Source organism: Stenotrophomonas sp. YJH_SMC_20 (assembly GCF_059367845.1).
The window spans coordinates 328,311-350,065 of sequence record NZ_JCAFRG010000005.1 but is presented as its reverse complement, the minus strand read 5'-3'; the positions used below and the strand labels follow the sequence as shown (position 1 = coordinate 350,065).

Below are 21,755 nucleotides of genomic sequence, written 5' to 3'. Positions count from 1 at the left end.
CCTTTCACGCGGTGCCGCGGAAGCGCCAACCAAGGTTGGCATCTACCAGAGCGGATTCCGCAGTAGATCCATGCCATGCATGGATGCGTGTCACCGCGCCGACTTCAACCCACGCAACAGCAGGTCCAGCGCCGCCGTCGCCTGACGCAGTCGCGCATCACCATCCTCTCCTTCGGCGATCCAGAACGCGGCCTCGGCCAGGCTGCCGTAGATCAGCGACGCCAGCGCCTGCGCGTCCACCGGTGCTACCACGCTCTGCGTGATCAGCTGTTCGATCAACCGCTGCATCGAGTGCACGCAGTGGCGCTGCGATTCCGGTGAGGCGCCACCGAGCACCGCACGTGCATCGCGCAGCACGATGCGCTGGATCTCCGGTTCCAGCGCCATCTCCAGATAGGCGCGGCATCGCTGCACGAAGCCCTCCCAGGCATCGTCGGCGCTGTCACTGATCGCCTGCAGGCGCTGGTCGGTCTCGGCATCCAGCTGGGCGACCACCGCGGCCAGCAGCCCCTTCTTGTCGCCGAAGTGGTGGTACAGCGCACCGCGGGTGAGCCCGGCCTGGGCGGTCAGGTCATCCATCGAGGTGGCGGCATAGCCATGCGCGCTGAAGACGCGACGGGCGGTGGCCAGCAGGGTGGCGCGGGTTTCTTCCATCTCGGCGCGGGTGCGACGGACCATCCGGAACTCCTTAGATACACAATGCATGATTGTTTACATACGAAGCGTATGAATGTAGCCTCTTATTCATACGCTCTGTATGTATTGTCGTGGCGCCGGGTGCGCCAGGCAAGCCGCTGCCCTGGAGATCCTGATGGCCACCCCCTACCGCGACCTGTTCGCTGCCCCTGGCACCGCCGGCCTCGCCCTGGCCGGCCTGCTGGCCCGCCTGCCGCTGCCGATGACCGGCATCGGCATCATCACCCTGCTGTCGCAGCTGCGCGGCAGCTATGCACTGGCTGGTGCGGTGTCGGCCACCTTCGTGCTGACCTACGCGCTGCTGTCACCGCAGGTGTCGCGCTGGGTTGACCGGCGCGGGCAGGGCAGGGTGCTGCCATGGGCTACTGCGGCCAGTGCGGCGGGGCTGCTGTTGCTGGTCGCGTGCACGCTGTTGGCTGCGCCGGACTGGACGCTGTTCATTGCGGCGATGCTGGCCGGTTGCATGCCCAGCGTGTCGGCGATGGTGCGCGCGCGCTGGACCGCGATCCATCGCGGACGCGCGCAGCTGCAGACCGCGTATTCGCTGGAGACTGTGTTCGACGAGGTGACCTTCATCGCCGGGCCACCGTTGTCGGTGGGATTGTCGGTTGCGGTGTGGCCGCAGGCGGGCGTGCTGGCGGCAGCGTTGCTGCTGGTGATTGGAGTGGCCGCACTGGTAATGCAGCGTGGCACCGAGCCGCCGCTGCAGCATCGCGAAGGTGCCGCACCCTCGCGTTCGTTGCTGCGGCAGCCGGAGATCCGCTTGCTGGCGTTGCTGATGCTGGCGATGGGCGTGATTGTGGGCACCGTCGACATCACCAGCGTGGCGTTCGCCGAAGAGCGGGGCCAGCCGCTTGCCGCCAGTGCAGTGCTGTCGGCCTATGCGCTGGGCAGCTGCACAGCGGGCCTGCTGTTCGGTGCCCTGAAGCTGCAGGCACCGTTGCCGCGCCTGTTGCTGGCCGGCGCAGCGGCCACCGCACTGACCACGTTGCCGTTGCTGTGGGTGGGCAACCTGCCTGCACTGGCCTTTGCCGTGCTGCTGGCCGGGGTGTTCTTCGCGCCGACGATGATCGTGGCGATGTCGCTGGTTGAACAGCACGTGCCCGAATCGCGCCTGACCGAGGGCATGACCTGGTTGCTGGCCGGTTTGAACATCGGCGTGGCACTGGGCGCGGCGCTGTCCGGCCAGAGCGTCGATGCGGGGGGCGTGCGCAGCGGCTTTGTCGTTGCGCTGTTGGCAGGCGGTGGCGTGCTGCTGTTCGCCCTGCTCGCGCAACGTGCACTGCGCCCTTCTGCTGCATCCACATCCCCTGAAGGAATCATCCCGTGAGCGGTTCATCGCCTGCGCACGCCGCGCCTGTGCCCCGCCATCCGTGGTGGGCAGTTTCCGCCGTCGGCCTCGCCACCTTCTCGGTGGTCACCACCGAAATGCTGCCGGTGGGCCTGCTGACCCCTATCGCCGAAGATCTCGGTGCGTCCACTGGTACCGCCGGTCTGATGATCTCGCTGCCGGCCCTGCTCGCGGCGCTGTTCGCACCGCTGGTGGTGATCGCAGCCGGTGGCATCGATCGTCGCCGCATCCTGTGCGCGCTGCTGGGGCTGCTGCTGGTCGCCAACCTTGCATCGGCGCTGGCACCGGGCATCGGCTGGCTGTTGGCCGCGCGCGTGCTGGTGGGGTTCTGCATGGGCGGCATCTGGGCCATCGCCGGTGGGCTGGCAGCGCGCCTGGTACCTGCGCAGCGCATGGGCCTGGCCACCTCGATCATCTTCGGTGGCGTGGCCGCGGCATCGGTGCTGGGCGTGCCGCTGGGCGCGCTGATCGGGGATGCATTGGGCTGGCGCAGCGCGTTCGTGGCGCTGGCGTTGTTCAGTGCGGCGGTGATGCTGCTGCATCTGCGGGTCGTTCCTGCGTTGCCTGTCAGTACATCGGTGCGGCTGCGGCAGTTCGTGCAGCAGCTTGGCCAGCGCGACCTGCGGCGTGGCCTGTGGCTGACCGTGCTGCTGGTGTCCGGGCACTTCATCGCCTTCACCTATGTGCGGCCGCTGCTGACGTGCCTCTCCAGCATGGATGCGTCGTGGATCGGTGCACTGCTGTTTGCCTACGGCCTGGCCGGCATCGCCGGCAACTTCATCGCCGGGCCGCTGGCAGCACGCCATCCACGTGGCACGGTGCTGGCGATCGCATCGGGCCTGATGCTGACGCCGCTGTTGTTCCTGTGGGTGGGAAACACACCGTCCGCTGGCATCGCGGTGCTGCTGCTGTGGGGCCTGGCCTATGGCGGTGTATCGGTGGGCCTGATGAGCTGGATGATGAAAGCGGTGCCGCAGGCCGTGGAGATCGCCACCGCGCTGTATGTGGGTGTATTCAACATCGGCATCGCGCTCGGGGCGTGGGGCGGTGGACTGCTGCTGGATGGCATCGGGCTGCACGCCACGCTGTGGGCTGCGGCGGTGTTGGCGGGGAGTGCTTTGCTGATGGTTGCCACCACCGGCAGGTAGATCCGCGCCATGCCAACCAAGATTGGCACCCACCGGAGCGGGGCATGTGCCGACCAAGGTTGGCCGCTACCGGGAAATGAAACGGGCGCCTTGCGGCGCCCGTTCCAGTCAGATCACCACACCTTGACCCGCTTGTCCGGGGCCAGGTACAGCTTCTGGCCTTCCTTCACGTCGAACGCCGGGTACCACGCGTCGATGTTGCGCACGGTGAGTGCGCGGAACTGGCCCGGTGCATGCACATCGGTCAGCAGCGAGTTGCGCAGCGCCTGCTCGCGGCTCTTGCTGCGCCAGGCCTGGGCAAAGCCCAGGAAGAAGCGCTGGTCCGGGGTGAAGCCTTCCAGGGTCTGGCCCGGCTTGCCCTGCAGCGACAGCTGGTAGGCGTCGTAGGCGGTACCCAGGCCGGCCACGTCGGCGATGTTCTCGCCCAGGGTCAGCTTGCCATTCACATGCACGCCCGGGAACGGCTCGTAGCTGCTGAACTGCGCGGCCAGCGCATCGCCGGCGGCGTTGAACTGCTTCAGGTCCTCGGCGGTCCACCAGTTGTGCAGCTTGCCGGTTTCATCGAACAGTGCGCCCGCGTTGTCGAAACCGTGGCTGATCTCGTGGCCGATCACGGCGCCGATCGCACCATAGTTCACGGCGTCGTCGGCGGCGCCGTCGAAGAACGGCGGCTGCAGGATCGCGGCCGGGAACACCAGGCGGTTTTCCAGCGGCACATTCATCGCGTTGATGGTCTGCGGCAGCATCGCCCACTCGCCGTGGTCGACCGGCTTGCCCAGCTTGGCGATGTTGCGCTGGTACTCGAACAGCTCGGCGCGCTGTGCATTGCCCAGCGGGTCATCACGGCGGATCTCAAGGCCGGTGTAGTCGCGCCACTTTTCCGGATAGCCCATGCCCACGGTCAGGCCGGCCACCTTCGCCTTGGCGCTCGCCTTGGTCTGCGGCGACATCCACGCCAGCGCGTCGATGCGCTTGGCGAAGGCGGCAATGATGTTCTTGGCCATCTCGTCCGCGCGTTCCTTGGTCTTCGCGTCGAAGTGCTTTTCGACGTAACGCTTGCCGATCGCTTCGCCCACTGCGTGGTTGGCGTCGTCCACCGCGCGCTTCCAGCGATCGCTCTGCTGCGGCGTGCCGCTCAGCGCGGTGCCGTGGAAGGCGAAGCGGGCATCGGCGAATTTCTTCGGCAGGTAGGCGGCGGCACGGTCCAGCGCGTGGAAGGCCAGGTAGTCCTTCCACACCTCCAGTGGCTCGGTGGCGACCAGCCTGGACAGGCCGGCCACGGCCTTGGGCTGCCAGACGATGAAGTCCTGCTGCTTGCCCAGCGCGGCCGCGTCGAGGAAGGCGTTCCAGTCCATGCCGGGCGCCTTGGCATTGAAGTCGGCCTGGGTCCAGGGATTGGCACCCTTGGTCACATCATTGGTTTCTTCCTGGGTGGCATGTGCCTGCGCGATCTTCGTCTCCAGCGCGAGAATGCGTTGTGCCTTGCCGGCCGGATCGGCGACCCCGGCCAGCTGCAGCATCTGTGCGATGTAGGCCTGGTACTGCTTGCGCAGTTCGGCCATGCGGCCGCCGCCCAGGTAGAAATCGCGGTCGGGCATGCCCAGGCCGCCCTGCACCAGGTAGGGCGCATTGCGGTCCGGCTGCAGCAGGTCCACCGACACCCACAGGCCGAACAGGCGGTCGGTGTAGAAGTTGGTCGCATTGAGCAGGTCGACGTCGGCGCGCACATCGCCGCCCAGGGCGCGTGCCAGGCCGGCCTTGTCGGTGATGGCATCGATCGCCTTCAGCTGCGGCTCCACGGGTGCAACGCCGCGCTGCTCGATGCCGGCCTCGTCCATGTAAGCGGCGTAGTAATCGCCGATCAGCTTGTCGTCACCGCTGGCCTGGGTGTTGCCGGCGGCCCCTTCGAGAATGGCGCGGGTGTCGGCCAGGGTCTTCTCGGCAATGACGTTGAAGCTGCCGAAGCGCGACCGGTCGGCCGGAATCTCGGTGTTCTTGACCCAGGTGCCGTTGGCGAAGCCAAAGAAGTCATCGCCGGCGGCAATGCTGCGGTCCATGCCGCTGGCATCGAAGCCGAAGCTGCCCAGCATCGGCTTGGCCGCAGCGGGGGTGGCATCGGCCGGCGCGGTGGCCGTGGCGGCCGGCTCGGCCGGGCGGTCACAGGCGGCCAGGGACAGGCTGGCAACGATGGCCAGCGCCAGGGTGGGACGGCGCAGCTTGGACATGGACTTCTCTTGCGGCGGAAAACGCCAAGTCTAATCTGCGCCGGCCCGCCTGGCGGCCCTGTGCTGCGTCCTGTGCTGTGCAGGATCTGGCTGAACACGTGGAACCGACCTTCACGCCGTGAGCGACGTGGTGCATGCTGGACCCTGGAACCCTGCGCGGACACGGGGAGGTGACCATGCGGGGGCGGGTCAGGCGTCAAGAATGGCGTCCACCGGCCGTTGAGGTCGGGGACGTGGAGGATTCGTTCGCGCATGAAGCCAGCCGACTGCACAAGGAACACCCGCCGATGCCCGCGCTGAAACGCGCGTTGGCCCGGCCGCTGCGCGCCATTACCTGGGGCGGAGTGCTGCTGGGCGTGCTGCTGGTCACCGGGCTGACCCTCATGCTGGTCAATGACTACCACCGCCGCCTGGAAGCGGCGCAGCGCCAGAGCCGCGCGCTGGCGGTGGGCAGCGAGCGCCTGCTGGCGCTGGAACTGCGCAACCTGGAGCGGGCCATGTCCGGCATCGCCGCCGACGCCGCCGAGCTGTTCCGCAGCGTGCCGGCGCAGGCGCCGGCCCTGCTGGATGCATCCATCGGCGGGGTGCTGGGCCGGCATGCCGAACTGCACAGCATCGCCGTGCTCGACCGCCATGGCCGACCGCTGACGGCCGGCGAGGGCGACCTGCAGCTGCCGCTGTGGACCGACCCGCAGCGTCGTGGCCAGGGCAGCGCGCTGTACATCGGCCCGCCGCAGCGGGCCAGCGATGGCGGTTGGGTGGTCCCGCTGGCGCTGCCGATGGCCGGCGAACGCTGGCTGCTGGCACGGCTGCGCTGCGGCGAACTGCAGCGCATCGTCGGTGGCCTCGACGTCGGCCCCAAGGGACTGGTCTCGATCAGCGATGCCGAAGGCTACATGCTGGCCCGCGTGCCTGATCCGCATGGCACGGTGGGCCACCGCTATGACCTGCCACGCCGTGACCTGCTCGGCACGCAGGCAGTGGTCGAGCTGGGCAGCATGCCGGGCGTGGTGGATGGCGTACCGCGCATCCTCACCATCAGCACGCTCGAACGCAGTCCGCTGGCGGTGCAGGTGGGCCTGGCCGACGAAGACGTGCTGGCACCGTGGTGGCCCTACCTGCAGGCATCGGTGGCGATCGTACTGGCCTACATCGTGGTGCTGCTGGTGCTGCTGTATGCGGTGCGCCGAACCACCCGCAGCCAGCAGTCGATGGCCGAAGAGCTGAAGGCCGGCCACGCCGAGCTGCGCCTTGCGCACCAGGTCGGGCGTGTCTGCACCTGGTACGTGGACGAGGATGCCGCGCTGCTGCGCTGGTCACCCCTGGCGCGCGAGATCTTCGGCGTGCAGACCGATGCCCTGCCGGTGGCCGACTTCTTCGCACGCGTGCATCGCGACGACGCCGCACGCCTGCAGCAGGCCTTCGACCAGGCCTTCGCCGGCGGCGCGGTGCTCGACCAGGTATTCCGCCTGGTGCTGCCCGGAGGCGAGGTGCGCTGGGTCGGGGCACGTGGGCAGCGGGTGGAAGTGGCCGACAGCGAGCGGCGCATGATCGGTGCGCTGACCGACCTGAGCGAACGCTATCAGGCGCGCGAGCAGATGAGCGAAGTGGAACGCCGCTTCCGCCTGCTGTTTGACCGCAATCCGGCGCCGTTCTGGGTATTCGACCCGGACACGCTGCGCTTCATCGAGGTCAACGATGCCGCCGTGCGCCAGTACGGCTACAGCCGCGACGAGTTCCTGGCGATGAGCATCCTCGACATCCGCCCGCGCGAGGGCTGGGACGAGGTGCGTGGTGCCATCCAGCGCGCACAGGTGGGCGATCCTCCGGACGCGACCGTGCGCCTGCACCGGCGCAAGGACGGCAGCGTGTTCGAGGTGCGCGCACACCTGTCCAAACTCGATTTCGACGGACAGCCCGCGTGCCTGGTGCTGGCCGAGGATGTGAGCGAACGGTTGGCCTACGAGCGCGACCTGGCCTACCAGGCACGGCACAACCCGGCCACCGGCCTGCTCAATGTGCGCGCCCTGACCGAACAGCTGGATGGGCAGGGCGAGGGCTATACCATCGCCTTCGTGCAGCTGCGCGGCCTGCAGCTGGTGGCCGATACGCTTGGCCGCGAGATCGGCGATGCGGTACTGCAGTCGATGGCGACCCGGCTCGGGGGCCTGGGCGCGCGCTATGGCACGCTGGCGTTCCAGCCGGCCGAAGATTTCGTCTTGGCCATTGGTGCCGGGCACGATCCCCAGCGCGTGCTGGACGACCTGCTGCAGATCGTCTCGGCGCCGATGCGCGGCAAGGACTCGCTGCACCAGTTCGAGCCGCGCATCGGCGTGGCCGTGCACATTGCCGGTGACGGGCACACGGCCGAGCAGGTGATCGGTATGGCCGCGCAGGCCGCGCATGCGGCGCGCGCCGAGGGCAACGTGGTGGTCTGGTTCGACGCGGCGGTGACCACGCGCCTGGCCGACCGCCTGCGCCTGGCCGGGCGCATCCATGCCGCCATCGACAACGAGTTCCAGCTGTACTTCCAGCCGATCCGGCATGCCGGTGATGGCAGCCCGGCCGCGCTGGAGGCCCTGCTGCGCTGGCCGCAGGCCGATGGCAGCTTCATCCCGCCCAACGAGTTCATCCAGCTGTGCGAGGACACCGGATTGATCCTGGCGCTGGGCCGCTGGGTGATCCGCGCCGCGGCAAAGGCGCAGCGCCGGCTGGTCGAGGCCGGTTGGGGTGAGCTGCCGATCGCGGTCAACGTGTCTGCGGTGCAGTTCTTCAACAGCGATCTGGTGGCCGAGTTCACCCGCGCCCAGCAGGAATTCGGCCTCGCCCGCGGTGCGCTGCACGTGGAGCTGACCGAGAGCAGCCTGATGCGCAAGCCGGCGCAGGCGATGCAGACCATGCAGCGCCTGCATGAGCAGGGCATCAGCGTGTCGCTGGATGATTTCGGCACGGGCTATTCCAGCATGTCCTACCTGCAGCACCTGCCGCTGGACATCCTGAAGATCGACCGCAGCTTCGTGGCGGACGTGGAAACCAATCCACGCAACGCCTCGATCTGTCGCGCGCTGCTGTCGCTGGGCCACAGCATGGGCCTGACCATCATTGCCGAAGGCGTGGAAACACCGGGGCAGCTGGACTGGCTGGCCGCGCACGGCTGTGACCAGGTGCAGGGTTACCTGCTGGGGCGGCCGGCACCGCTGGAGCGGATCATCGACGCGTTGGATGAAGTCCCCGCCTGATCGGGTTCGTATTGGCCGGCCAGCGGCCGGCACTACCCGGCCGAAGCATGACGGTAGTGCCGGCCGCTGGCCGGCAGGCACCAGGTTCGGCTACACCCCGGCTTCGACCAGATGGTCGATGAAACTGCGCACCTTCGGTGCCAGGTGGCTGCGGCTGGCATAGACCGCGAAGATGCCGATCGGGGCGGCCTCCCATTCGGGCAGCACGCGCACCAGCCGGCCATCGGCCAACGCGTCTTCCAGCAGGAAATCCGGCTGCAGGATCACGCCCATGCCGGCAATCGCCGCTTCGCGTAGCACGTCGCCGTTGTTGGCGTGCAGCAGGCTGTTCACCGCGACCTTTACTTCGCCTGCGGGCCCGTGCAACGGCCAGTGGTCGCCAGCGGCCCAGTAGCTGTAGCCCAGGCACGCGTGCGCCTGCAGGTCCTGCGGGGTCTGCGGGGCGCCGCGTGCGGCCAGGTAGGCCGGCGCGGCGCACAGGCTCACCCGCGATTCGCCCAGGCGGCGGGCGATCAGGGTGGGGCCCGGCTCGCGGGTGATGCGGATGGCCACGTCGTAGCCTTCCTCGACCATGTCCACCAGGCGGTCGGACAGGGCCAGGTCCAGTTCCACCTGCGGAAAGCGTTCGCGGTAACGGGCCAGCAGTGGGCCGAGGCGGGCGATGCCCCAACTGACCGGTGCATTGATGCGCAGCGTGCCGGAGGGCTCCAGCGCCTGCGCGCCGATGCTGGCCTCCAGCGCGTCGAACTCGGCCAGCAGGCGCACGCATTGGGCGTAGTAGGCGGCGCCGGTGCTGGTGGGGCTGACCCGCCGCGTGGTGCGATGGAGCAGGCGGGTGGACAACGCTTTTCCAGCGCGGCGACCTGGCGGGTAACGCCGGCGGTGGACATGTCCAGGGCCTGGGCGGCGGCGCTGAAGCCGTTGCGCTCGACCACCGCCACGAACACGCGCATCGCCTCGAGGGTGTCCATTGTTGCGCCTTCTGAAATAAATACGGTCAATCGATCGTATTTATCGGCCCGTGAAGGCGCAATAACCTGAGCCCACTCCCTTCAAGGTGCTTTCTGATGCACGCCACGACCGCTCTTGTTTCGCCGCTGGCCCCGTATGGCGCCGCCCTGCTGCGCCTGGCCCTGGGCGTGCTGTTCCTGGTCCATGCGCTGACCAAGCTGCTGGTATTCACCCCGGCCGGCACGGCAGCGTTCTTCGAGTCGCTGGGCCTGCCCGGCGTGCTCGGCTACCTCACTATCGGCGTCGAGCTGGTGATCACTGTCGCGCTGCTGCTGGGCATCTATGCGCGCTGGGTGGGCCTGGTCGGCGTGCCGCTGCTGCTGGGCACCATCGTCACCGTGCACGGCGCCAACGGCTTCGGTTTCGCCAATGCCGGCGGCGGCTGGGAATACCCGGCGTTCTGGGCGCTGGCGCTGGTGGTGCTGTTCCTGGTCGGCGATGGCAAGTGGACCCTGCGTTCGCGCTGATCGCCGCCTGATCCTGCAACTGGAGAATTCCATGTCCCGCCTGCCTTCGCTGTACATCTCCCATGGTTCGCCGATGACCGCCCTGCATCCGGGCCAGGTTGGTGTGCGCCTGGCCGAGCTGGCGCGCGACCTGCCCACGCCGCGCGCCATCGTGATGGCCTCGGCGCACTGGCTGGGCCGGCAGCCGCTGGTCGGGGCGCATCCGCAGCCGCCAACCATCCACGATTTCGGCGGCTTCCCGCGCGCGCTGTTCGAATTGCAGTACCCGGCGCCGGGTGACGCGGCACTGGCCGAAGAAGTGGCCGGCCGCATCGCCGCCGCAGGACTGCCAGTGGCCATCGACCCGCAGCGTGGCCTCGACCACGGCGCGTGGGTACCGCTGCGGCTGTTGCGCCCGCAGGCCGACATCCCGGTGGTGCCGGTGTCGATCCAGCCGCTGCTCGGCCCCGAGCATCAGTTCGCGCTGGGCCGCGCGCTGGCACCACTGCGCGAACAAGGCGTGCTGCTGGTCGGCTCGGGCAGCATCACCCACAACCTGCACGACTGGGGCGACTACCAGGACGGCAAGGAAGCGCCGTACGTGCGCCCCTTCATCGAGTGGGTGGAGCAGCGCCTGGCCGCTGATGACCGCCAGGCGCTGTTCGACTATCGCCGGCAGGCGCCGTTCGCCGAGCGCGCGCACCCGACCGACGAGCACCTGCTGCCGCTGTTCTTTGCGATGGGCGCGGCCGGCGAGGGTGGTTTCGGCGCACGCCGCATCGACGCCGGCATCGACGCCGGTTTCCTGGCCATGGACCTGTACCGCTTCGATGGGGCGGCATGAGCCGGGGCTGACGCGCGGCGGCTCCCGTCGTCGCGGTCATGGCCGCATGTGGTAGTTTTTTCCGGGTTTCCGGCGCTGGCCTTCAAGCCGCCCCACGCGCCGCTTCCTGGAAGAAGCATGCATACCATTGAAGTCGTCCTGGCGATGCTGGTGGCCGTTGTCGCCAGCGGCTACCTGGTTCGCGTCCTGCCGTTCTCGTTGCCGCTGCCGCTGGTGCAGATCGGCCTGGGCGCGGTCATTGCCGGGGTATTCAACCGCGGCCACGCACTGGAGCCGGAAGTGTTCTTCCTGCTGTTCCTGCCGCCGCTGCTGTTCCTGGATGGCTGGCGCATTCCCAAGCAGGGCCTGTTCCGCGACAAGGGCGCGATCCTCGAACTGGCGTTCGGCCTGGTGGTGTTCACCGTCATCGGCGCAGGCTTCCTGATCCACTGGCTGATTCCGGTGATGCCGCTGGCGGTGTGCTTCGCGCTGGCGGCGATCGTGTCGCCGACCGATCCTGTGGCAGTGGGGGCGATCGCCTCCAAGGCGCCGATTCCCAAGCGCCTGATGCACATCCTGGAAGGCGAGTCGCTGCTCAACGATGCATCGGGCCTGGTCTGCTTCCGGTTCGCGGTGGCTGCGGTGATGACCGGCACGTTCTCGCTGGCCACGGCCTCGCTGACCTTCGTGTGGGTGGCCGTGGCCGGCCTTGCGGTGGGCGTGGCGGTCACCCTTGGTGTGTCGACCTTCCAGCGCTGGCTGTGGCGCCGCTTCGGCGAGGAGCCGGGCGCGGCGATGCTGGTCAACCTGCTCATTCCGTTCGCGGCCTACCTGCTGGCCGAAGAGATCCACGCCTCCGGCATCCTCGCCGCGGTCGCCGCCGGTATCGCGATGAGCTACGTCGAGCTGACCGGCCGCGTCTCCGGCAGCATGCGCGTGCAGCGTGCCGGGGTCTGGAACATGCTGCAGTTCAGCTTCAACGGCATCATGTTCGTGCTGCTGGGCGAGCAGCTGCCCGGTATTGTCGAACGTGCCACCACCACCATGAACGAGACCGGCCACCAGAGCGCGTGGTGGCTGCTGGTGTACGTAGTGGTGATCAACCTGGCGCTGGTCGTGCTGCGCCTGCTGTGGGTGTGGCTGTCGCTGCGCTGGAACCTGCTGCGCGCGCGTCGCCGCGGACTGGAGCGGGGCGAAGCGCCGAACTGGCGCATCGTGGTGGCGACCTCGGTGGCCGGCGTGCGTGGTGCGATCACCCTGGCCGGCGTGTTGACCCTGCCGCTGTTCCTGCCTGATGGCAGTGCGTTCCCGGCACGTGACCTGGTGATCTTCCTGGCCGCCTCGGTGATCCTGTTCTCGCTGCTCGGCGCCAGCATCGCGCTGCCGCAGCTGCTGAAGGGCCTGCAGCTGCCGGCCGATTCGGGTGAACGCAAGGAAGAGGACCTGGCGCGCCGGCTGTCGTCGAAGGCGGCGCTGGCCGGGGTCGAGCGCATGCGCCAGCAGCTGGTGATGAACCAGAACACCGAGAACGTGCAGCTGTACAACGATGCCGCCTCGCGGGTGAGCCTGCTGTACCAGCGGCACCTGGAGAAGGACAACGACGGGCCCGACGTAGACCCGGAGAAGGTGCGGCGCATGGAGCTGGGCTACCGCCAGCTGCGCAGCGCCGGCCTCAACGCCGAGCGCGAGGAACTGTTCCGGCTGACCCGGCGCGGGGTGATCTCCGATGAGATCTCGCGGCGCCTGATCCGCAACCTGGACTTGCTGGAATCGCGCAAGCGCGAATGATGCCTGGGACCGGGCGTTGCTGACGCTGACGCGGATTCCGCCCTGGCATGTAGAGCCGAGCCCATGCTCGGCTACGCTTGCTTCAGGCGTCATGAACCCGGAACGAAAAGCAGCCGAGCACAGGCTCGGCTCTACATGCCGGTGCCGGTTATTCCGGTTTCTGGTCCAGGAAATACACCTCGACCTTGCCCTTGACCTTGATCGTCATCGGGTTGCCGCGGCGGTCACGGGCCTTGCCGGCCTGCACGCGGATCCAGCCTTCGCTGACCGAGTATTCCTCGACGTTGTCGCGCTCGATGTCGTTGAAACGCACGCCAACGCCGCGCTCCAGCGCCTGCGCATCATGGAAGGGGCTGGCCGGGTTGATCGCCAGGTGGTCGGGAGGGGTATCGCTCATCGCTTCATTCACAGTGACGGCCACCAAGGCCGGCTTCAGCGGCACAGGATAAACCGTAGAATGCCGACCTGCCCCAGAGGACGTTCCGCCATGCCCGACAACAGCGACTATTTCGACTTCGAGGAAGACATCCACGACTTCGACGAGGAGGGCTTCGAGGCGCGGGTCTGGAACCTGCTGGTGCTGATCAACCCGGGTGACGAAGAGTTGGCCCTGCAGCAGTTCAACCGCTGGCGCGAGCACCTGGCCGAGGACGGTCAGCCGCTGGAAGCGGACAGCGACTGGCTGCCGGCGCTGTTCACCGCCATCGCCTGGCAGTCCGGTTTCGATGTGGAGCGTGAGGACCTGGAGTCGCTGCAGTCGGCGGTGAACGAGCTTTCGGCGCGCTTCAACCTGCAGCTGGACTGGGGTGGCGACCTGGACGACGAGGACTTTGCCGAAGGCCTGGACGGCGTGCAGCTGATGGCCACCGCCTTCGACCGCCTGCGCGAGCACAACTACACGCTGTGGAGCGTGGATGCCGGCAGTGATGGCTTTACCGGGGTGATGGCGCTGACCCGCGACGATGACGCGATGCTTGCGCTGTGCTCGCTGCTGAACGTGGAAATCCGGCTGGGCAGCGACCCGTTCTGATCGGGCCTGTAGAGCCGAGCCCACGCTCGGCTGCATTTCGCGTAGAGCAGCCGAGCATCGGCTCGGCACTACAGGAGGCACACGGCAGCCGAGCCTACGGCCGGTACTGCGCCCGGGCGTTGGCAATCACCGCCTTGACCAGCTCGCGGTCGGTGTGCCGTGAGATCGCCCGGGCGCCGAGCGCGATGGCCTGTGCGCGCAGCCCGGCAGTGACATCGTAGTGGGCGCCGCTGGCCTTGTTCTGGAAGGCGCGCGGGGGAATGCCGAGCTGCGCGGCCATTGCGTGCAGCTCGGCCAGGGTGTCGGCCATCAGGTGCGCCCAGCGCTGTCCGCGCCAGGGATGCACTGCATCATCGACGTAGACCGTCACCGCCGCGGCCGGTTCAGGCCTGCGGCTTGCTGTCGCTGTCAGCGGCCGGGGCGGCCTCGGCAGCGGCTTCTTCGGCCGCGTCGCCCTCGACGGCTTCGCCTTCTTCGCCTTCAGCAGCGTCGACGCCTTCAAACTCGGACACCAGCTTGTCCAGGTATTCGTCGGCGGTCTGCTCGGATTCGGCCGCCAGGGTGTCCAGCAGCTTCTGCAGCAGTTCGGAGTACTCCAGGTTGACCTTGCGGCCTTCCTTCTCCTGCACGTTGGCCAGGTGCTTGAGCATGGCCAGCATCGGCACCGGGTTCTCGGCGTTGCCCATGGTCTGGCCGCCGATGGCCAGCAGCCACTCACGGCCCTGCAGGCCGATGGCCGCCACCACCTGGCCGTCTTCGTTGGTCAGCACGGCATGGTTCTGCACCTGCTGCTGCGCGTTCAGGCGGAGGAACGGGCGCTTGCCCTGCTGCTTCTTGCGCTTGTCGCGCTTGGCCTTGGAGTTCTGGGACATGGGGGTGAGATCACCTGGAAACGGAAAGACCGCCATTGTAGCGGGTGCGGCGTGGTGCGCTCGCCCGGCATGGCCCTGTGGATTCGGACCAAGGCGCGCACCCACAGCTTATTCCGCTTGCCCCTGCGCGGCCTGCACGTCCGGGTCGGCGGTGGGCGCCGACAGCCCCACCTGGGGGCCGGCACCCGCCAGCGCTGCCTCCTCGGCGGCCTTGGTCATCACCACGATGCTGATGCGGCGGTTGATCGGGTTCTGCGGGTCGGCCTTGTCGAACAGCACCGATGAAGACAGGCCGACCACGCGGGTGATCTTGCTGTCCTCCAGGCCGCCGTCCACCAGTGCACGGCGTGCAGCGTTGGCGCGGTCGGCGCTCAGTTCCCAGTTGCCGTAGCCGCGTGCGGCCGAATAGGCGGTGATGTCGGTGTGGCCGGTCAGGCTGATCCGGTTCGGTACGTGGTTCAGGTACTCGGCCAGCTCGTGCAGGATCTGTTGCGTGTACGGCTTCAGCGTAGCGCTGCCGAGGTCGAACATCGGCCGGTTCTGCTTGTCCACGATCTGGATGCGCAGGCCTTCCGGAGTCAGGTCCAGCAGCAGCTGGTCCTTGAAGGGTTCCAGTGCCTGGCTCCGGCTGATCGCTTCCTGCAGCTCCTTCATCAGTGCTTCCAGCTGCTGCTTGTCGCGCTGCTGTTGGTCCACCGGTTGCGGCACTGCTTCCTTCTGGTTCTGGAAGGGATCGTTGCTGCTGCCCCGCGAGATGTCGGTGGCGCCGCCCAGCTTGATCATCGATGTGCTGGCGCCGCCCGGGCCGGCCATGCCGGGTGCCGGCGTGGCACTCTGCCCGCTCAGCGGGCTCGGGTTGCGGAAGTACTCGGAAATGGCCGCACGGTCGTTCTTGTTGGTGGTGGCCATCAGCCACAGCACCAGGAAGAAGGCCATCATCGCGGTCACGAAGTCGGCATAGGCCACCTTCCACGACCCTCCGTGGTGAGCGGCGTGGCCGGCCTTCCTGACCCGGCGGACGATGACGGTGGGCTTGTTCTCGGCCATGGCTTACTTGACCGTCTTCAGGTGCTGCTCGAAATCGGAGAAGGCCGGGCGCACGTTCGACGGTAGCGTCTTGCGGGCGAATTCCAGCGCGATCTTCGGGTTGTAACCGCGCAGGCAGGCCAGCAGGGCAGTCTTGACCGATTCGTAGATGCGGCTGTCCTGTTCGGCGCGGGCTTCCATCGCCGCCGCCATCGGGCCGACGAAGCCGTAGCCCAGCAGGATGCCGAGGAAGGTGCCGACCAGCGCACCGGCCACGTGGCCACCGACCTCGACGATGTCTCCGCCGATCGAACCCATGGTGATGACGATGCCCAGCACCGCAGCCACGATGCCGAAACCGGGCAGTCCGTCGGCGACCTTGGTCAGCACCTGCGACGGTGCCATGGCCTCGGCGTGGTGCTTCTCCAGTTCCAGCTCCAGCAGCGGCTCGAGCTCGTGCGGCTCGATGTTGCTGCCGATCATCAGGCGCAGGCAGTCGGTGATGAAGTCGATCAGGTGGTGGTCGGCCTGCACCTTGGGGTAGTTGGCGAACAGGGCGCTCTCGGCCGGGCGTTCGACATGGTCTTCCAGTGCCATGAAGCCTTCGCGGCGCGCCTTGTTGAGCAGTTCATAGAGCAGGCTGAGGACATCGATGTAATCCTGCTGCTTGTAGCGCGGGCCCTTGAACACGCCGACCATGGCCTGCAGGGTCTGCTTGACCGTCTTGGCCGGGGTACCGACCAGGAACGCGCCGAGCGCGGCGCCGCCGATGATGACCAGCTCGTAGGGCTGCCAGAGGGCGCCCAGGCGGCCGTGGGCACCGAGGTAGCCCCCGATCACGCTGATGATGACGACCAGGAATCCAACGATGATGAGCATGGGGCGACGCAGGGAGAGGGGATATCTCCTTGTCGGCCCGTCGCCCGGGTTTCTGAAGAGGGAATTCTGTGAAATCGGTCAGCGGGGTGTTTCAGCCGGCCACACCGGCTTCGGCGCCGCCACGCTGCAGCGGATCGGGCCAGGGCTCGCCATTGCCGACGAAGGAAAGTGAGACGGAGTTCAGGCAGTGGCGCTCGTAGGTGGGCGGCGGACCGTCCGGGAACACGTGGCCCAGATGGCTGCCGCAGCGCGCGCAGGTGATCTCGGTGCGGACCATGCCGTGGCTGGTATCGCGGATCTCGCGCACATGCGCCGGGTCGAACGGGGCGAAGAAGCTGGGCCAGCCGGTGCCGGAATCGAACTTGGTGCTGGAGCGGAACAGCGGCAGCGCGCACAGCCGGCAGCAGTAGACGCCCTCGCGCTTGTTGTCGAGGAACACGCCGCAGAACGGCGCTTCGGTGCCATGCTGCAACAGCACGCGGCGTTCCTCGCTGCTGAGGCCGGCGACCAGCGCCTCGGTCTGGGTGGCAGTGGGGGGCGTCAGATCGAAGGCGGTCATGGCGGCGCTCCGTGGGGTCGATGGCCTGGGGATGCCGGAAAACGTGGGGGTGCCGGCGCGCGCTTGCAAGTGTGATGGCCGTTCATGGGTGGCACACGGGTGCGGGAGCAAGGTGGGTGTCATAGACGCCGGAGCGTGCCATGAAGCCGACCCTTCCCCTGCTGTTGATCGCCCTGTTGCCGGCACTGGCGCTGGCCCAGGTGCCCACCCCCGACCCCACGGCCACCCGCAGCGCGACCACCGTGGCGCCGCAGCCGGTGGCGCCACCGCCACAGGCGGCCCGGCCGCAGCCGCAGTTGCTGCCTACGCCGCAACCGGCGCAGCCGATCAAGTCCACCGGTCCGGCCCAGGTCGCGCCGCCGCCAGCACCGAGGCCGGCCGACAAGGTCTACGACCGCAACGGCCGCATCGTGCCCGGCGTGCGCCCGGCCGGCCCGAACCGCGTGTTCGACTCGCGCACCGGCCGCTACTACGACAGCGTGCCGGCCGGCGATGGCCAGCAGATCAAGCGCTGAACCCTGGTGCCACCAAGGTTGGCTGCTGGCTGGCGCTGAGCGGGCTGAACGCGCGAAAACAGCGTCCAGCCGATCACTGCTTTTTCGCCTGCGATTAACCGTTCCGGGGCCACCGTGGCCCTGCGCCGGCATCCCGCCGCCGCATGTCCTTCGTCCACTGGATCGCGACCATGAAAAACCAGCAGAACCGTCATCCCGGCAAGGAACCGCAGGGCCGCAACCCGCAGCAGCAACAGCAGCAACAGCAGATGGAGCCGCAGCAGCACAAGGGCGGCAGGCAGCAGGAACAGCGCCCGCATAAGCATCCGCAGCAGCGCTGACTGTCGCCATGATCGGGGTCAGAGCCCGCTGTACGGGATCTGGCCCCACCCAGCAGCAGCCTCAGTCCGGAATCGGCAGGCTCAGTGTTTCCTTCACTTCTTCCATCACGATGTAGCTCTTCGACTCACGTACATGCGGCAGTGTCAGCAGCGTGCTGCCGAGCAGCTTGCGGTAGGAGGCCATCTCGCTGATCCGCGCCTTCAGCAGGTAATCGAAGTCGCCCGATACGAGATGGCATTCCAGTACGTTGGGGAGCTTCAGCGCGGCGCGCCGGAACTCCTCGAAGATGTCGCCGGATTTGTACGCCAGGCTGATCTCCACGAACACCAGCAGGCTCGCTTTAACTGCGGCCGGGTCGAGGTGGGCGTGGTAGCCGGTGATCACCCCTTCGCGCTCCAGCCGGCGCACGCGCTCGGTGCACGGGGTGGTCGACAGGCCCACCCGCTCGCCCAGTTCGGTGAAGGAGATGCGGCCCTCGGCCTGCAGGATGCGCAGGATCTTGCGGTCGATCTTGTCCAGTTCGCGGATCCGGGTGGCCATGACCGTCAACCTTCGGGAGTGAATTGAAGTGGAACATCCTGCCGGTTGATTTCAAAACAGGCAAATCAACTGGGAATGGCTGTCTATACTTCCCCAATTATGGTCCCTGTGCGCTCCAGTGCAGGGAATGATCGGGTTGGAGAAGTCCCATGCGAGTCCTAGTTCTCGGCAGCGGCGTGATCGGTACCACCAGTGCCTGGTATCTGCGACAGGCCGGGTTTGAAGTCACGGTCATCGACCGCCAACCCGGCCCGGCGCTGGAAACCAGCTTCGCCAATGCCGGCCAGCTGTCGTTCGGCTACACCTCGCCGTGGGCGGCCCCGGGCGTGCCGAAGAAGGCTATCGGCTGGCTGTTCGAGAAGCACGCGCCGCTGGCGATCCGCCCGGGCATGGACCTGGCCCAGTACCGCTGGCTGTGGCAGATGCTGCGCAACTGCACCCACGAGCGTTATGCGATCAACAAGGCGCGCATGGTGCGCATGTCCGAGTACAGCCGCGACTGCCTGAACGAGCTGCGCGCGCAGATCGGCATCGAATTCGAAGGCCGCGACCTTGGCACCACCCAGCTGTTCCGCACCCAGCAGCAGCTGGATGCTTCGGCGCAGGACATCGAGATCCTGGCCCAGTACGGCGTGCCGTACGAGGTGCTGGACCGCGCCGGCATCATCCAGGCCGAACCGGCCCTGGCCCATGTCGATGGCCTGGTCGGCGCGCTGCGCCTGCCGCGTGACCAGACCGGCGACTGCCAGTTGTTCACCCGCCGGCTGTCGCAGTTGTGCATGGATGCCGGCGTTGAATTCCGCTTCGACCAGGACATCACCGGCCTGGAGTTCGATGGCGACCGCATCACCGGCGTGCGCATCGACGGCAAGCTGGAAACCGCCGACCGCTTCGTGGTCGCGCTTGGCAGCTACTCGCCAGCGCTGGTCGCACCGCTGGGGATGCGCCTGCCGGTGTACCCGCTGAAGGGCTATTCGCTGACCCTGCCGATCACCGACCCGGCGATGGCACCGACCTCGACCATCCTCGATGAGAGCTACAAGGTGGCGGTGACCCGCTTCGACGACCGCATCCGTGTCGGTGGCATGGCCGAAGTGGCCGGCTTCGACCTGTCGCTGTCGCAGCGCCGCCGCGAGACCCTGGAACTGGTGGTCAGGGATCTCTATCCGAAGGGCGGCGACCTGTCGCGCGCGCAGTTCTGGACCGGCCTGCGCCCGGCTACGCCGGACGGTACGCCGGTGATCGGCGCCACGCCGTTCCGCAACCTGTACCTCAACACCGGACACGGCACGCTGGGCTGGACCATGGCCTGCGGCTCGGGCCGCTACCTGGCCGACCTGATGAGCGCGCGACAGCCGCAGATCAGCACCGAAGGCCTGGATATTTTCCGCTACGGCCAGTACGGTCACGCGCCGCAACACGAGAACCGCACATGCGTCCTGCCCGCGCGCTGATCGATCTGGGCGCCCTGCGCAGCAATTACCGCCTCGCCCGTGAACTGGGCGGTGGCAAGGCGCTGGCGATCATCAAGGCCGACGCCTATGGGCATGGCGCGGTGCGCTGTGCGCAGGCGCTGGAAGGCGAGGCCGATGGATTCGGCGTGGCCACCATCGAAGAGGCATTGGAGCTGCGCCAGGCCGGCATCCGTGCGCCGATCCTGCTGCTGGAAGGCATCTTCGAGCCGAGCGACATGACGCTGGTGGCCGAGCATGACTTCTGGTTCGCCGTCGGTTCACCGTGGCAAGTGGAGGCACTGGCGGCGTTCGACAGCCCGCGCCCGTTGACGGTGTGGCTGAAGCTGGACAGCGGCATGCACCGCCTCGGCCTGGACGTGGACAGCTTCCGCGCGGCGCACGCGCGCCTGTCGGCGCTGCCGCACGTCGAACGCGTCGTGCTGATGACCCACCTGGCGCGTGCCGACGAGCTGGACAGCGAACGCACCCACGAACAGGCGGCGACCTTCGCCCGCGCCATTGATGGACTGGCAGGCGAGACCAGCGTGTGCAACTCGCCTGCGCTGCTGGGCTGGCCGGATGTGCGCAGTGATTGGGTGCGCCCGGGCCTGATGCTGTACGGCGCCAACCCGCTGCCGGACAACACCGTGTTGACCGAGCGGCTGCGCCCGGTGATGACGATGCAGTCGAAGGTGATCGCCGAGCGCTGGATCGAAGCCGGTGAACCGGTGGGGTATGGCGCGCGTTTCGTGGCCAAGGCGCGCACCCGCGTGGGTGTGGTTGCACTCGGCTATGCCGACGGTTATCCGCAGTTCGCTCCAAACGGCACTCCGGTGCTGATCGACGGCCAGCCCGGTGCGCTGATCGGGCGCGTGTCGATGGACATGCTGACGGTGGACCTGACCGCGCATGCGCAGGCCGGCATCGGCAGCGTGGTGGAACTGTGGGGTTCTGCGCCGACCCTGTCGGAGCTGGCGCCGCGCTGTGGCGTGAGCGCCTACCAGCTGCCGTGCGCGGTCAAGCGCGTGGCGAAGGTGTACGTGTAGCGCCGAGCCCGCGCTCGGCACCGGTAGCGGCCGACCTCGATCGGCGCCGTGAATGGGTGTCGACCAAGGTCGACACCTGCCGGGGGACCTAACGCGCGGCGGTCGCCTGACTGGCCAGCTGGCGCTTCACCCAGTCATCGATCAGACGCTTCTCGTAGCGCAGTGGATCGCTGTCGCTCTTCAGTCCCACGTTGTGCAGGTAGCCGGTATCGCTGAGGCGCGCATCGCCCTCGCTGACAATACGGCCGCTGGCATCCTTCAGCGTGTACTGCAGGGTGATCCGTGGCGGGTAGATGTCGCGCATGATCCGGATGTCGCGGCCACGCGGGCCGTGCCAAGGCTCGTAGTCACCGGCACGCTTGATGTCGACGAGGGTCACATCGAGGGTCTGCCCAGGCTGCAGCGGCTTGGCTGCGGTGGTCTGCAGGTAGCGGGCCAGCTGCTGCACCCAGTCACCGCGTTCGGCCTCGAAGCGGTTGCTGCTCTGGCGTATTTCGGTGAACTTGGCCGGATCTTCCCATTTCACGCTGACCGGTCCATCGGCCTGCAACGCACGCGGCGCGTCTGCATCGGTCACGGTGCGTGGCGCAGCATTGGCGCCACCGGCCGCCAGGGCGCCTGCCAGCAGGGCAATCGCGAGTGAGCGTTTCATGACGGTCTCCTGCGTCCCCGCGCTGGGGGGGTGTTGATCACGGATCGAGTGTGAGCCTGCTGCCGGACGACCGCAATGGCCGATTGCGTCGTGGGCAAGAGCGGTTGCCGCCAATTCATCGACGTCAACCATGA

21 protein-coding genes and 1 pseudogene are annotated in these 21,755 nt (G+C 67.7%); 11 read left to right on the top strand and 11 right to left on the bottom strand.

Annotated elements, in window-relative coordinates; all coding sequences use genetic code 11:
* Window positions 1–90 precede the first annotated feature (90 nt).
* Window positions 91–678: a TetR/AcrR family transcriptional regulator gene (locus AC5P6A_RS11775; RefSeq protein ID WP_058980715.1), complete on the bottom strand. Its 588-nt coding sequence runs from the start codon at window positions 676–678 to the stop codon at window positions 91–93.
* A 133-nt stretch (window positions 679–811) separates the two neighbouring features.
* Here AC5P6A_RS11775 and AC5P6A_RS11770 point away from each other — a divergent pair, with 133 nt between their 5' ends.
* Window positions 812–2,026, top strand: coding sequence for an MFS transporter (locus tag AC5P6A_RS11770; RefSeq protein WP_155028896.1), 1,215 nt, complete (start codon window positions 812–814; stop codon window positions 2,024–2,026).
* On the top strand, window positions 2,023–3,195 hold the full coding sequence (locus AC5P6A_RS11765; protein ID WP_111102070.1) for an MFS transporter: 1,173 nt from the start codon (window positions 2,023–2,025) through the stop codon (window positions 3,193–3,195). The genes AC5P6A_RS11770 and AC5P6A_RS11765 overlap by 4 nt, the downstream gene beginning before the upstream one ends.
* A 113-nt stretch (window positions 3,196–3,308) precedes the next feature.
* Here the strand turns inward: AC5P6A_RS11765 and AC5P6A_RS11760 are convergent, their stop codons facing one another.
* Window positions 3,309–5,420, bottom strand: a complete 2,112-nt coding sequence (locus tag AC5P6A_RS11760) for a M13 family metallopeptidase (protein ID WP_021204370.1) — start codon at window positions 5,418–5,420, stop codon at window positions 3,309–3,311.
* 176 nt (window positions 5,421–5,596) lie between these two features.
* Here AC5P6A_RS11760 and AC5P6A_RS11755 point away from each other — a divergent pair, with 176 nt between their 5' ends.
* Window positions 5,597–8,659 carry an EAL domain-containing protein gene (locus AC5P6A_RS11755; protein WP_164144258.1) on the top strand — a complete coding sequence of 1,021 codons (3,063 nt, stop codon included), beginning with the start codon at window positions 5,597–5,599 and terminating at the stop codon, window positions 8,657–8,659.
* A 90-nt stretch (window positions 8,660–8,749) separates the two neighbouring features.
* Here the strand turns inward: AC5P6A_RS11755 and AC5P6A_RS11750 are convergent.
* A pseudogene (locus AC5P6A_RS11750) lies at window positions 8,750–9,630 on the bottom strand (LysR family transcriptional regulator).
* A 96-nt stretch (window positions 9,631–9,726) separates the two neighbouring features.
* Between AC5P6A_RS11750 and AC5P6A_RS11745 the strand changes: the two are divergent.
* The 3 genes from AC5P6A_RS11745 to AC5P6A_RS11735 all read left to right on the top strand — a co-directional run bounded on the left by AC5P6A_RS11745 (window position 9,727) and on the right by AC5P6A_RS11735 (window position 12,727).
* Window positions 9,727–10,137, top strand: coding sequence for a DoxX family protein (locus tag AC5P6A_RS11745; protein WP_164144223.1), 411 nt, complete (start codon window positions 9,727–9,729; stop codon window positions 10,135–10,137).
* Window positions 10,138–10,168: 31 nt separating this feature from the next.
* Window positions 10,169–10,960, top strand: coding sequence for a DODA-type extradiol aromatic ring-opening family dioxygenase (locus AC5P6A_RS11740; protein WP_164144225.1), 792 nt, complete (start codon window positions 10,169–10,171; stop codon window positions 10,958–10,960).
* A 117-nt stretch (window positions 10,961–11,077) separates the two neighbouring features.
* A complete protein-coding gene (locus tag AC5P6A_RS11735; protein ID WP_019660908.1) occupies window positions 11,078–12,727 on the top strand; it encodes a Na+/H+ antiporter in 1,650 nt (549 codons plus the stop codon).
* Window positions 12,728–12,875: 148 nt separating this feature from the next.
* Here the strand turns inward: AC5P6A_RS11735 and AC5P6A_RS11730 are convergent, their stop codons facing one another.
* Entirely contained in the window at window positions 12,876–13,124 is a 249-nt protein-coding gene (locus AC5P6A_RS11730; protein WP_026347120.1) for a DUF3297 family protein, read from the bottom strand.
* 90 nt (window positions 13,125–13,214) lie between these two features.
* On the opposite strand from AC5P6A_RS11730, the gene AC5P6A_RS11725 reads away from it, so the two are divergent.
* On the top strand, window positions 13,215–13,757 hold the full coding sequence (locus tag AC5P6A_RS11725) for a DUF6630 family protein (protein WP_019660910.1): 543 nt from the start codon (window positions 13,215–13,217) through the stop codon (window positions 13,755–13,757).
* A gap of 94 nt (window positions 13,758–13,851) precedes the next feature.
* Here the strand turns inward: AC5P6A_RS11725 and AC5P6A_RS11720 are convergent, their stop codons facing one another.
* The 5 genes from AC5P6A_RS11720 to msrB form a co-directional block, all read right to left on the bottom strand.
* Complete coding sequence (locus AC5P6A_RS11720) at window positions 13,852–14,127, bottom strand: DUF4031 domain-containing protein (RefSeq protein WP_019660911.1); 276 nt, start codon at window positions 14,125–14,127, stop codon at window positions 13,852–13,854.
* A gap of 13 nt (window positions 14,128–14,140) precedes the next feature.
* Window positions 14,141–14,629, bottom strand: a complete 489-nt coding sequence (locus AC5P6A_RS11715) for a hypothetical protein (protein ID WP_019660912.1) — start codon at window positions 14,627–14,629, stop codon at window positions 14,141–14,143.
* 108 nt (window positions 14,630–14,737) lie between these two features.
* Window positions 14,738–15,676, bottom strand: a complete 939-nt coding sequence (gene motB / locus AC5P6A_RS11710) for a flagellar motor protein MotB (RefSeq protein WP_346474812.1) — start codon at window positions 15,674–15,676, stop codon at window positions 14,738–14,740.
* 3 nt (window positions 15,677–15,679) lie between these two features.
* Window positions 15,680–16,534: a flagellar motor stator protein MotA gene (gene motA, locus AC5P6A_RS11705; RefSeq protein WP_014645799.1), complete on the bottom strand. Its 855-nt coding sequence runs from the start codon at window positions 16,532–16,534 to the stop codon at window positions 15,680–15,682.
* 91 nt (window positions 16,535–16,625) lie between these two features.
* Window positions 16,626–17,093, bottom strand: a complete 468-nt coding sequence (msrB, locus tag AC5P6A_RS11700) for a peptide-methionine (R)-S-oxide reductase MsrB (RefSeq protein WP_021204375.1) — start codon at window positions 17,091–17,093, stop codon at window positions 16,626–16,628.
* Between the two features lie 140 nt (window positions 17,094–17,233).
* On the opposite strand from msrB, the gene AC5P6A_RS11695 reads away from it, so the two are divergent.
* Complete coding sequence (locus AC5P6A_RS11695) at window positions 17,234–17,608, top strand: classical arabinogalactan protein 4 (protein ID WP_111178403.1); 375 nt, start codon at window positions 17,234–17,236, stop codon at window positions 17,606–17,608.
* A 143-nt stretch (window positions 17,609–17,751) separates the two neighbouring features.
* Window positions 17,752–17,928 carry a hypothetical protein gene (locus AC5P6A_RS11690; protein ID WP_058980698.1) on the top strand — a complete coding sequence of 59 codons (177 nt, stop codon included), beginning with the start codon at window positions 17,752–17,754 and terminating at the stop codon, window positions 17,926–17,928.
* A 61-nt stretch (window positions 17,929–17,989) separates the two neighbouring features.
* Here AC5P6A_RS11690 and AC5P6A_RS11685 read toward each other — a convergent pair whose 3' ends face one another.
* The gene (locus AC5P6A_RS11685) at window positions 17,990–18,469 is read right to left on the bottom strand and encodes an Lrp/AsnC ligand binding domain-containing protein (protein WP_019660918.1); all 480 of its coding nucleotides are present in this window, start codon (window positions 18,467–18,469) and stop codon (window positions 17,990–17,992) included.
* 149 nt (window positions 18,470–18,618) lie between these two features.
* Between AC5P6A_RS11685 and AC5P6A_RS11680 the strand changes: the two genes are divergently transcribed.
* Both AC5P6A_RS11680 and alr read left to right on the top strand, forming a co-directional pair.
* Window positions 18,619–19,923 carry a D-amino acid dehydrogenase gene (locus AC5P6A_RS11680; RefSeq protein ID WP_058980697.1) on the top strand — a complete coding sequence of 435 codons (1,305 nt, stop codon included), beginning with the start codon at window positions 18,619–18,621 and terminating at the stop codon, window positions 19,921–19,923.
* A complete protein-coding gene (alr, locus tag AC5P6A_RS11675) occupies window positions 19,902–20,969 on the top strand; it encodes an alanine racemase (protein WP_019660920.1) in 1,068 nt (355 codons plus the stop codon). The genes AC5P6A_RS11680 and alr overlap by 22 nt, the downstream gene beginning before the upstream one ends.
* A gap of 88 nt (window positions 20,970–21,057) precedes the next feature.
* On the opposite strand, the gene AC5P6A_RS11670 is transcribed toward alr, so the two are convergent.
* Window positions 21,058–21,621 (bottom strand): DUF3016 domain-containing protein, encoded by a 564-nt coding sequence (locus tag AC5P6A_RS11670; protein WP_019660921.1) that lies wholly within the window; start codon window positions 21,619–21,621, stop codon window positions 21,058–21,060.
* Window positions 21,622–21,755: the final 134 nt, after the last annotated feature.

What these genes read in the sequence shown, in the direction of transcription:
- AC5P6A_RS11715 (WP_019660912.1), bottom strand. Translation starts at nt 14,629, where the DNA reads ATGTCCCAGAACTCCAAGGCCAAGCGCGACAAGCGCAAGAAGCAGCAG.
- AC5P6A_RS11680 (WP_058980697.1), top strand. Translation starts at nt 18,619, where the DNA reads ATGCGAGTCCTAGTTCTCGGCAGCGGCGTGATCGGTACCACCAGTGCC.
- AC5P6A_RS11775 (WP_058980715.1), bottom strand. Translation starts at nt 678, where the DNA reads ATGGTCCGTCGCACCCGCGCCGAGATGGAAGAAACCCGCGCCACCCTG.
- motA (WP_014645799.1), bottom strand. Translation starts at nt 16,534, where the DNA reads ATGCTCATCATCGTTGGATTCCTGGTCGTCATCATCAGCGTGATCGGG.
- AC5P6A_RS11690 (WP_058980698.1), top strand. Translation starts at nt 17,752, where the DNA reads ATGTCCTTCGTCCACTGGATCGCGACCATGAAAAACCAGCAGAACCGT.
- alr (WP_019660920.1), top strand. Translation starts at nt 19,902, where the DNA reads ATGCGTCCTGCCCGCGCGCTGATCGATCTGGGCGCCCTGCGCAGCAAT.
- AC5P6A_RS11740 (WP_164144225.1), top strand. Translation starts at nt 10,169, where the DNA reads ATGTCCCGCCTGCCTTCGCTGTACATCTCCCATGGTTCGCCGATGACC.
- AC5P6A_RS11760 (WP_021204370.1), bottom strand. Translation starts at nt 5,420, where the DNA reads ATGTCCAAGCTGCGCCGTCCCACCCTGGCGCTGGCCATCGTTGCCAGC.
- AC5P6A_RS11735 (WP_019660908.1), top strand. Translation starts at nt 11,078, where the DNA reads ATGCATACCATTGAAGTCGTCCTGGCGATGCTGGTGGCCGTTGTCGCC.
- AC5P6A_RS11745 (WP_164144223.1), top strand. Translation starts at nt 9,727, where the DNA reads ATGCACGCCACGACCGCTCTTGTTTCGCCGCTGGCCCCGTATGGCGCC.
- msrB (WP_021204375.1), bottom strand. Translation starts at nt 17,093, where the DNA reads ATGACCGCCTTCGATCTGACGCCCCCCACTGCCACCCAGACCGAGGCG.
- AC5P6A_RS11670 (WP_019660921.1), bottom strand. Translation starts at nt 21,621, where the DNA reads ATGAAACGCTCACTCGCGATTGCCCTGCTGGCAGGCGCCCTGGCGGCC.
- motB (WP_346474812.1), bottom strand. Translation starts at nt 15,676, where the DNA reads ATGGCCGAGAACAAGCCCACCGTCATCGTCCGCCGGGTCAGGAAGGCC.
- AC5P6A_RS11755 (WP_164144258.1), top strand. Translation starts at nt 5,597, where the DNA reads ATGCGGGGGCGGGTCAGGCGTCAAGAATGGCGTCCACCGGCCGTTGAG.
- AC5P6A_RS11685 (WP_019660918.1), bottom strand. Translation starts at nt 18,469, where the DNA reads ATGGCCACCCGGATCCGCGAACTGGACAAGATCGACCGCAAGATCCTG.
- AC5P6A_RS11695 (WP_111178403.1), top strand. Translation starts at nt 17,234, where the DNA reads ATGAAGCCGACCCTTCCCCTGCTGTTGATCGCCCTGTTGCCGGCACTG.
- AC5P6A_RS11770 (WP_155028896.1), top strand. Translation starts at nt 812, where the DNA reads ATGGCCACCCCCTACCGCGACCTGTTCGCTGCCCCTGGCACCGCCGGC.
- AC5P6A_RS11730 (WP_026347120.1), bottom strand. Translation starts at nt 13,124, where the DNA reads ATGAGCGATACCCCTCCCGACCACCTGGCGATCAACCCGGCCAGCCCC.
- AC5P6A_RS11725 (WP_019660910.1), top strand. Translation starts at nt 13,215, where the DNA reads ATGCCCGACAACAGCGACTATTTCGACTTCGAGGAAGACATCCACGAC.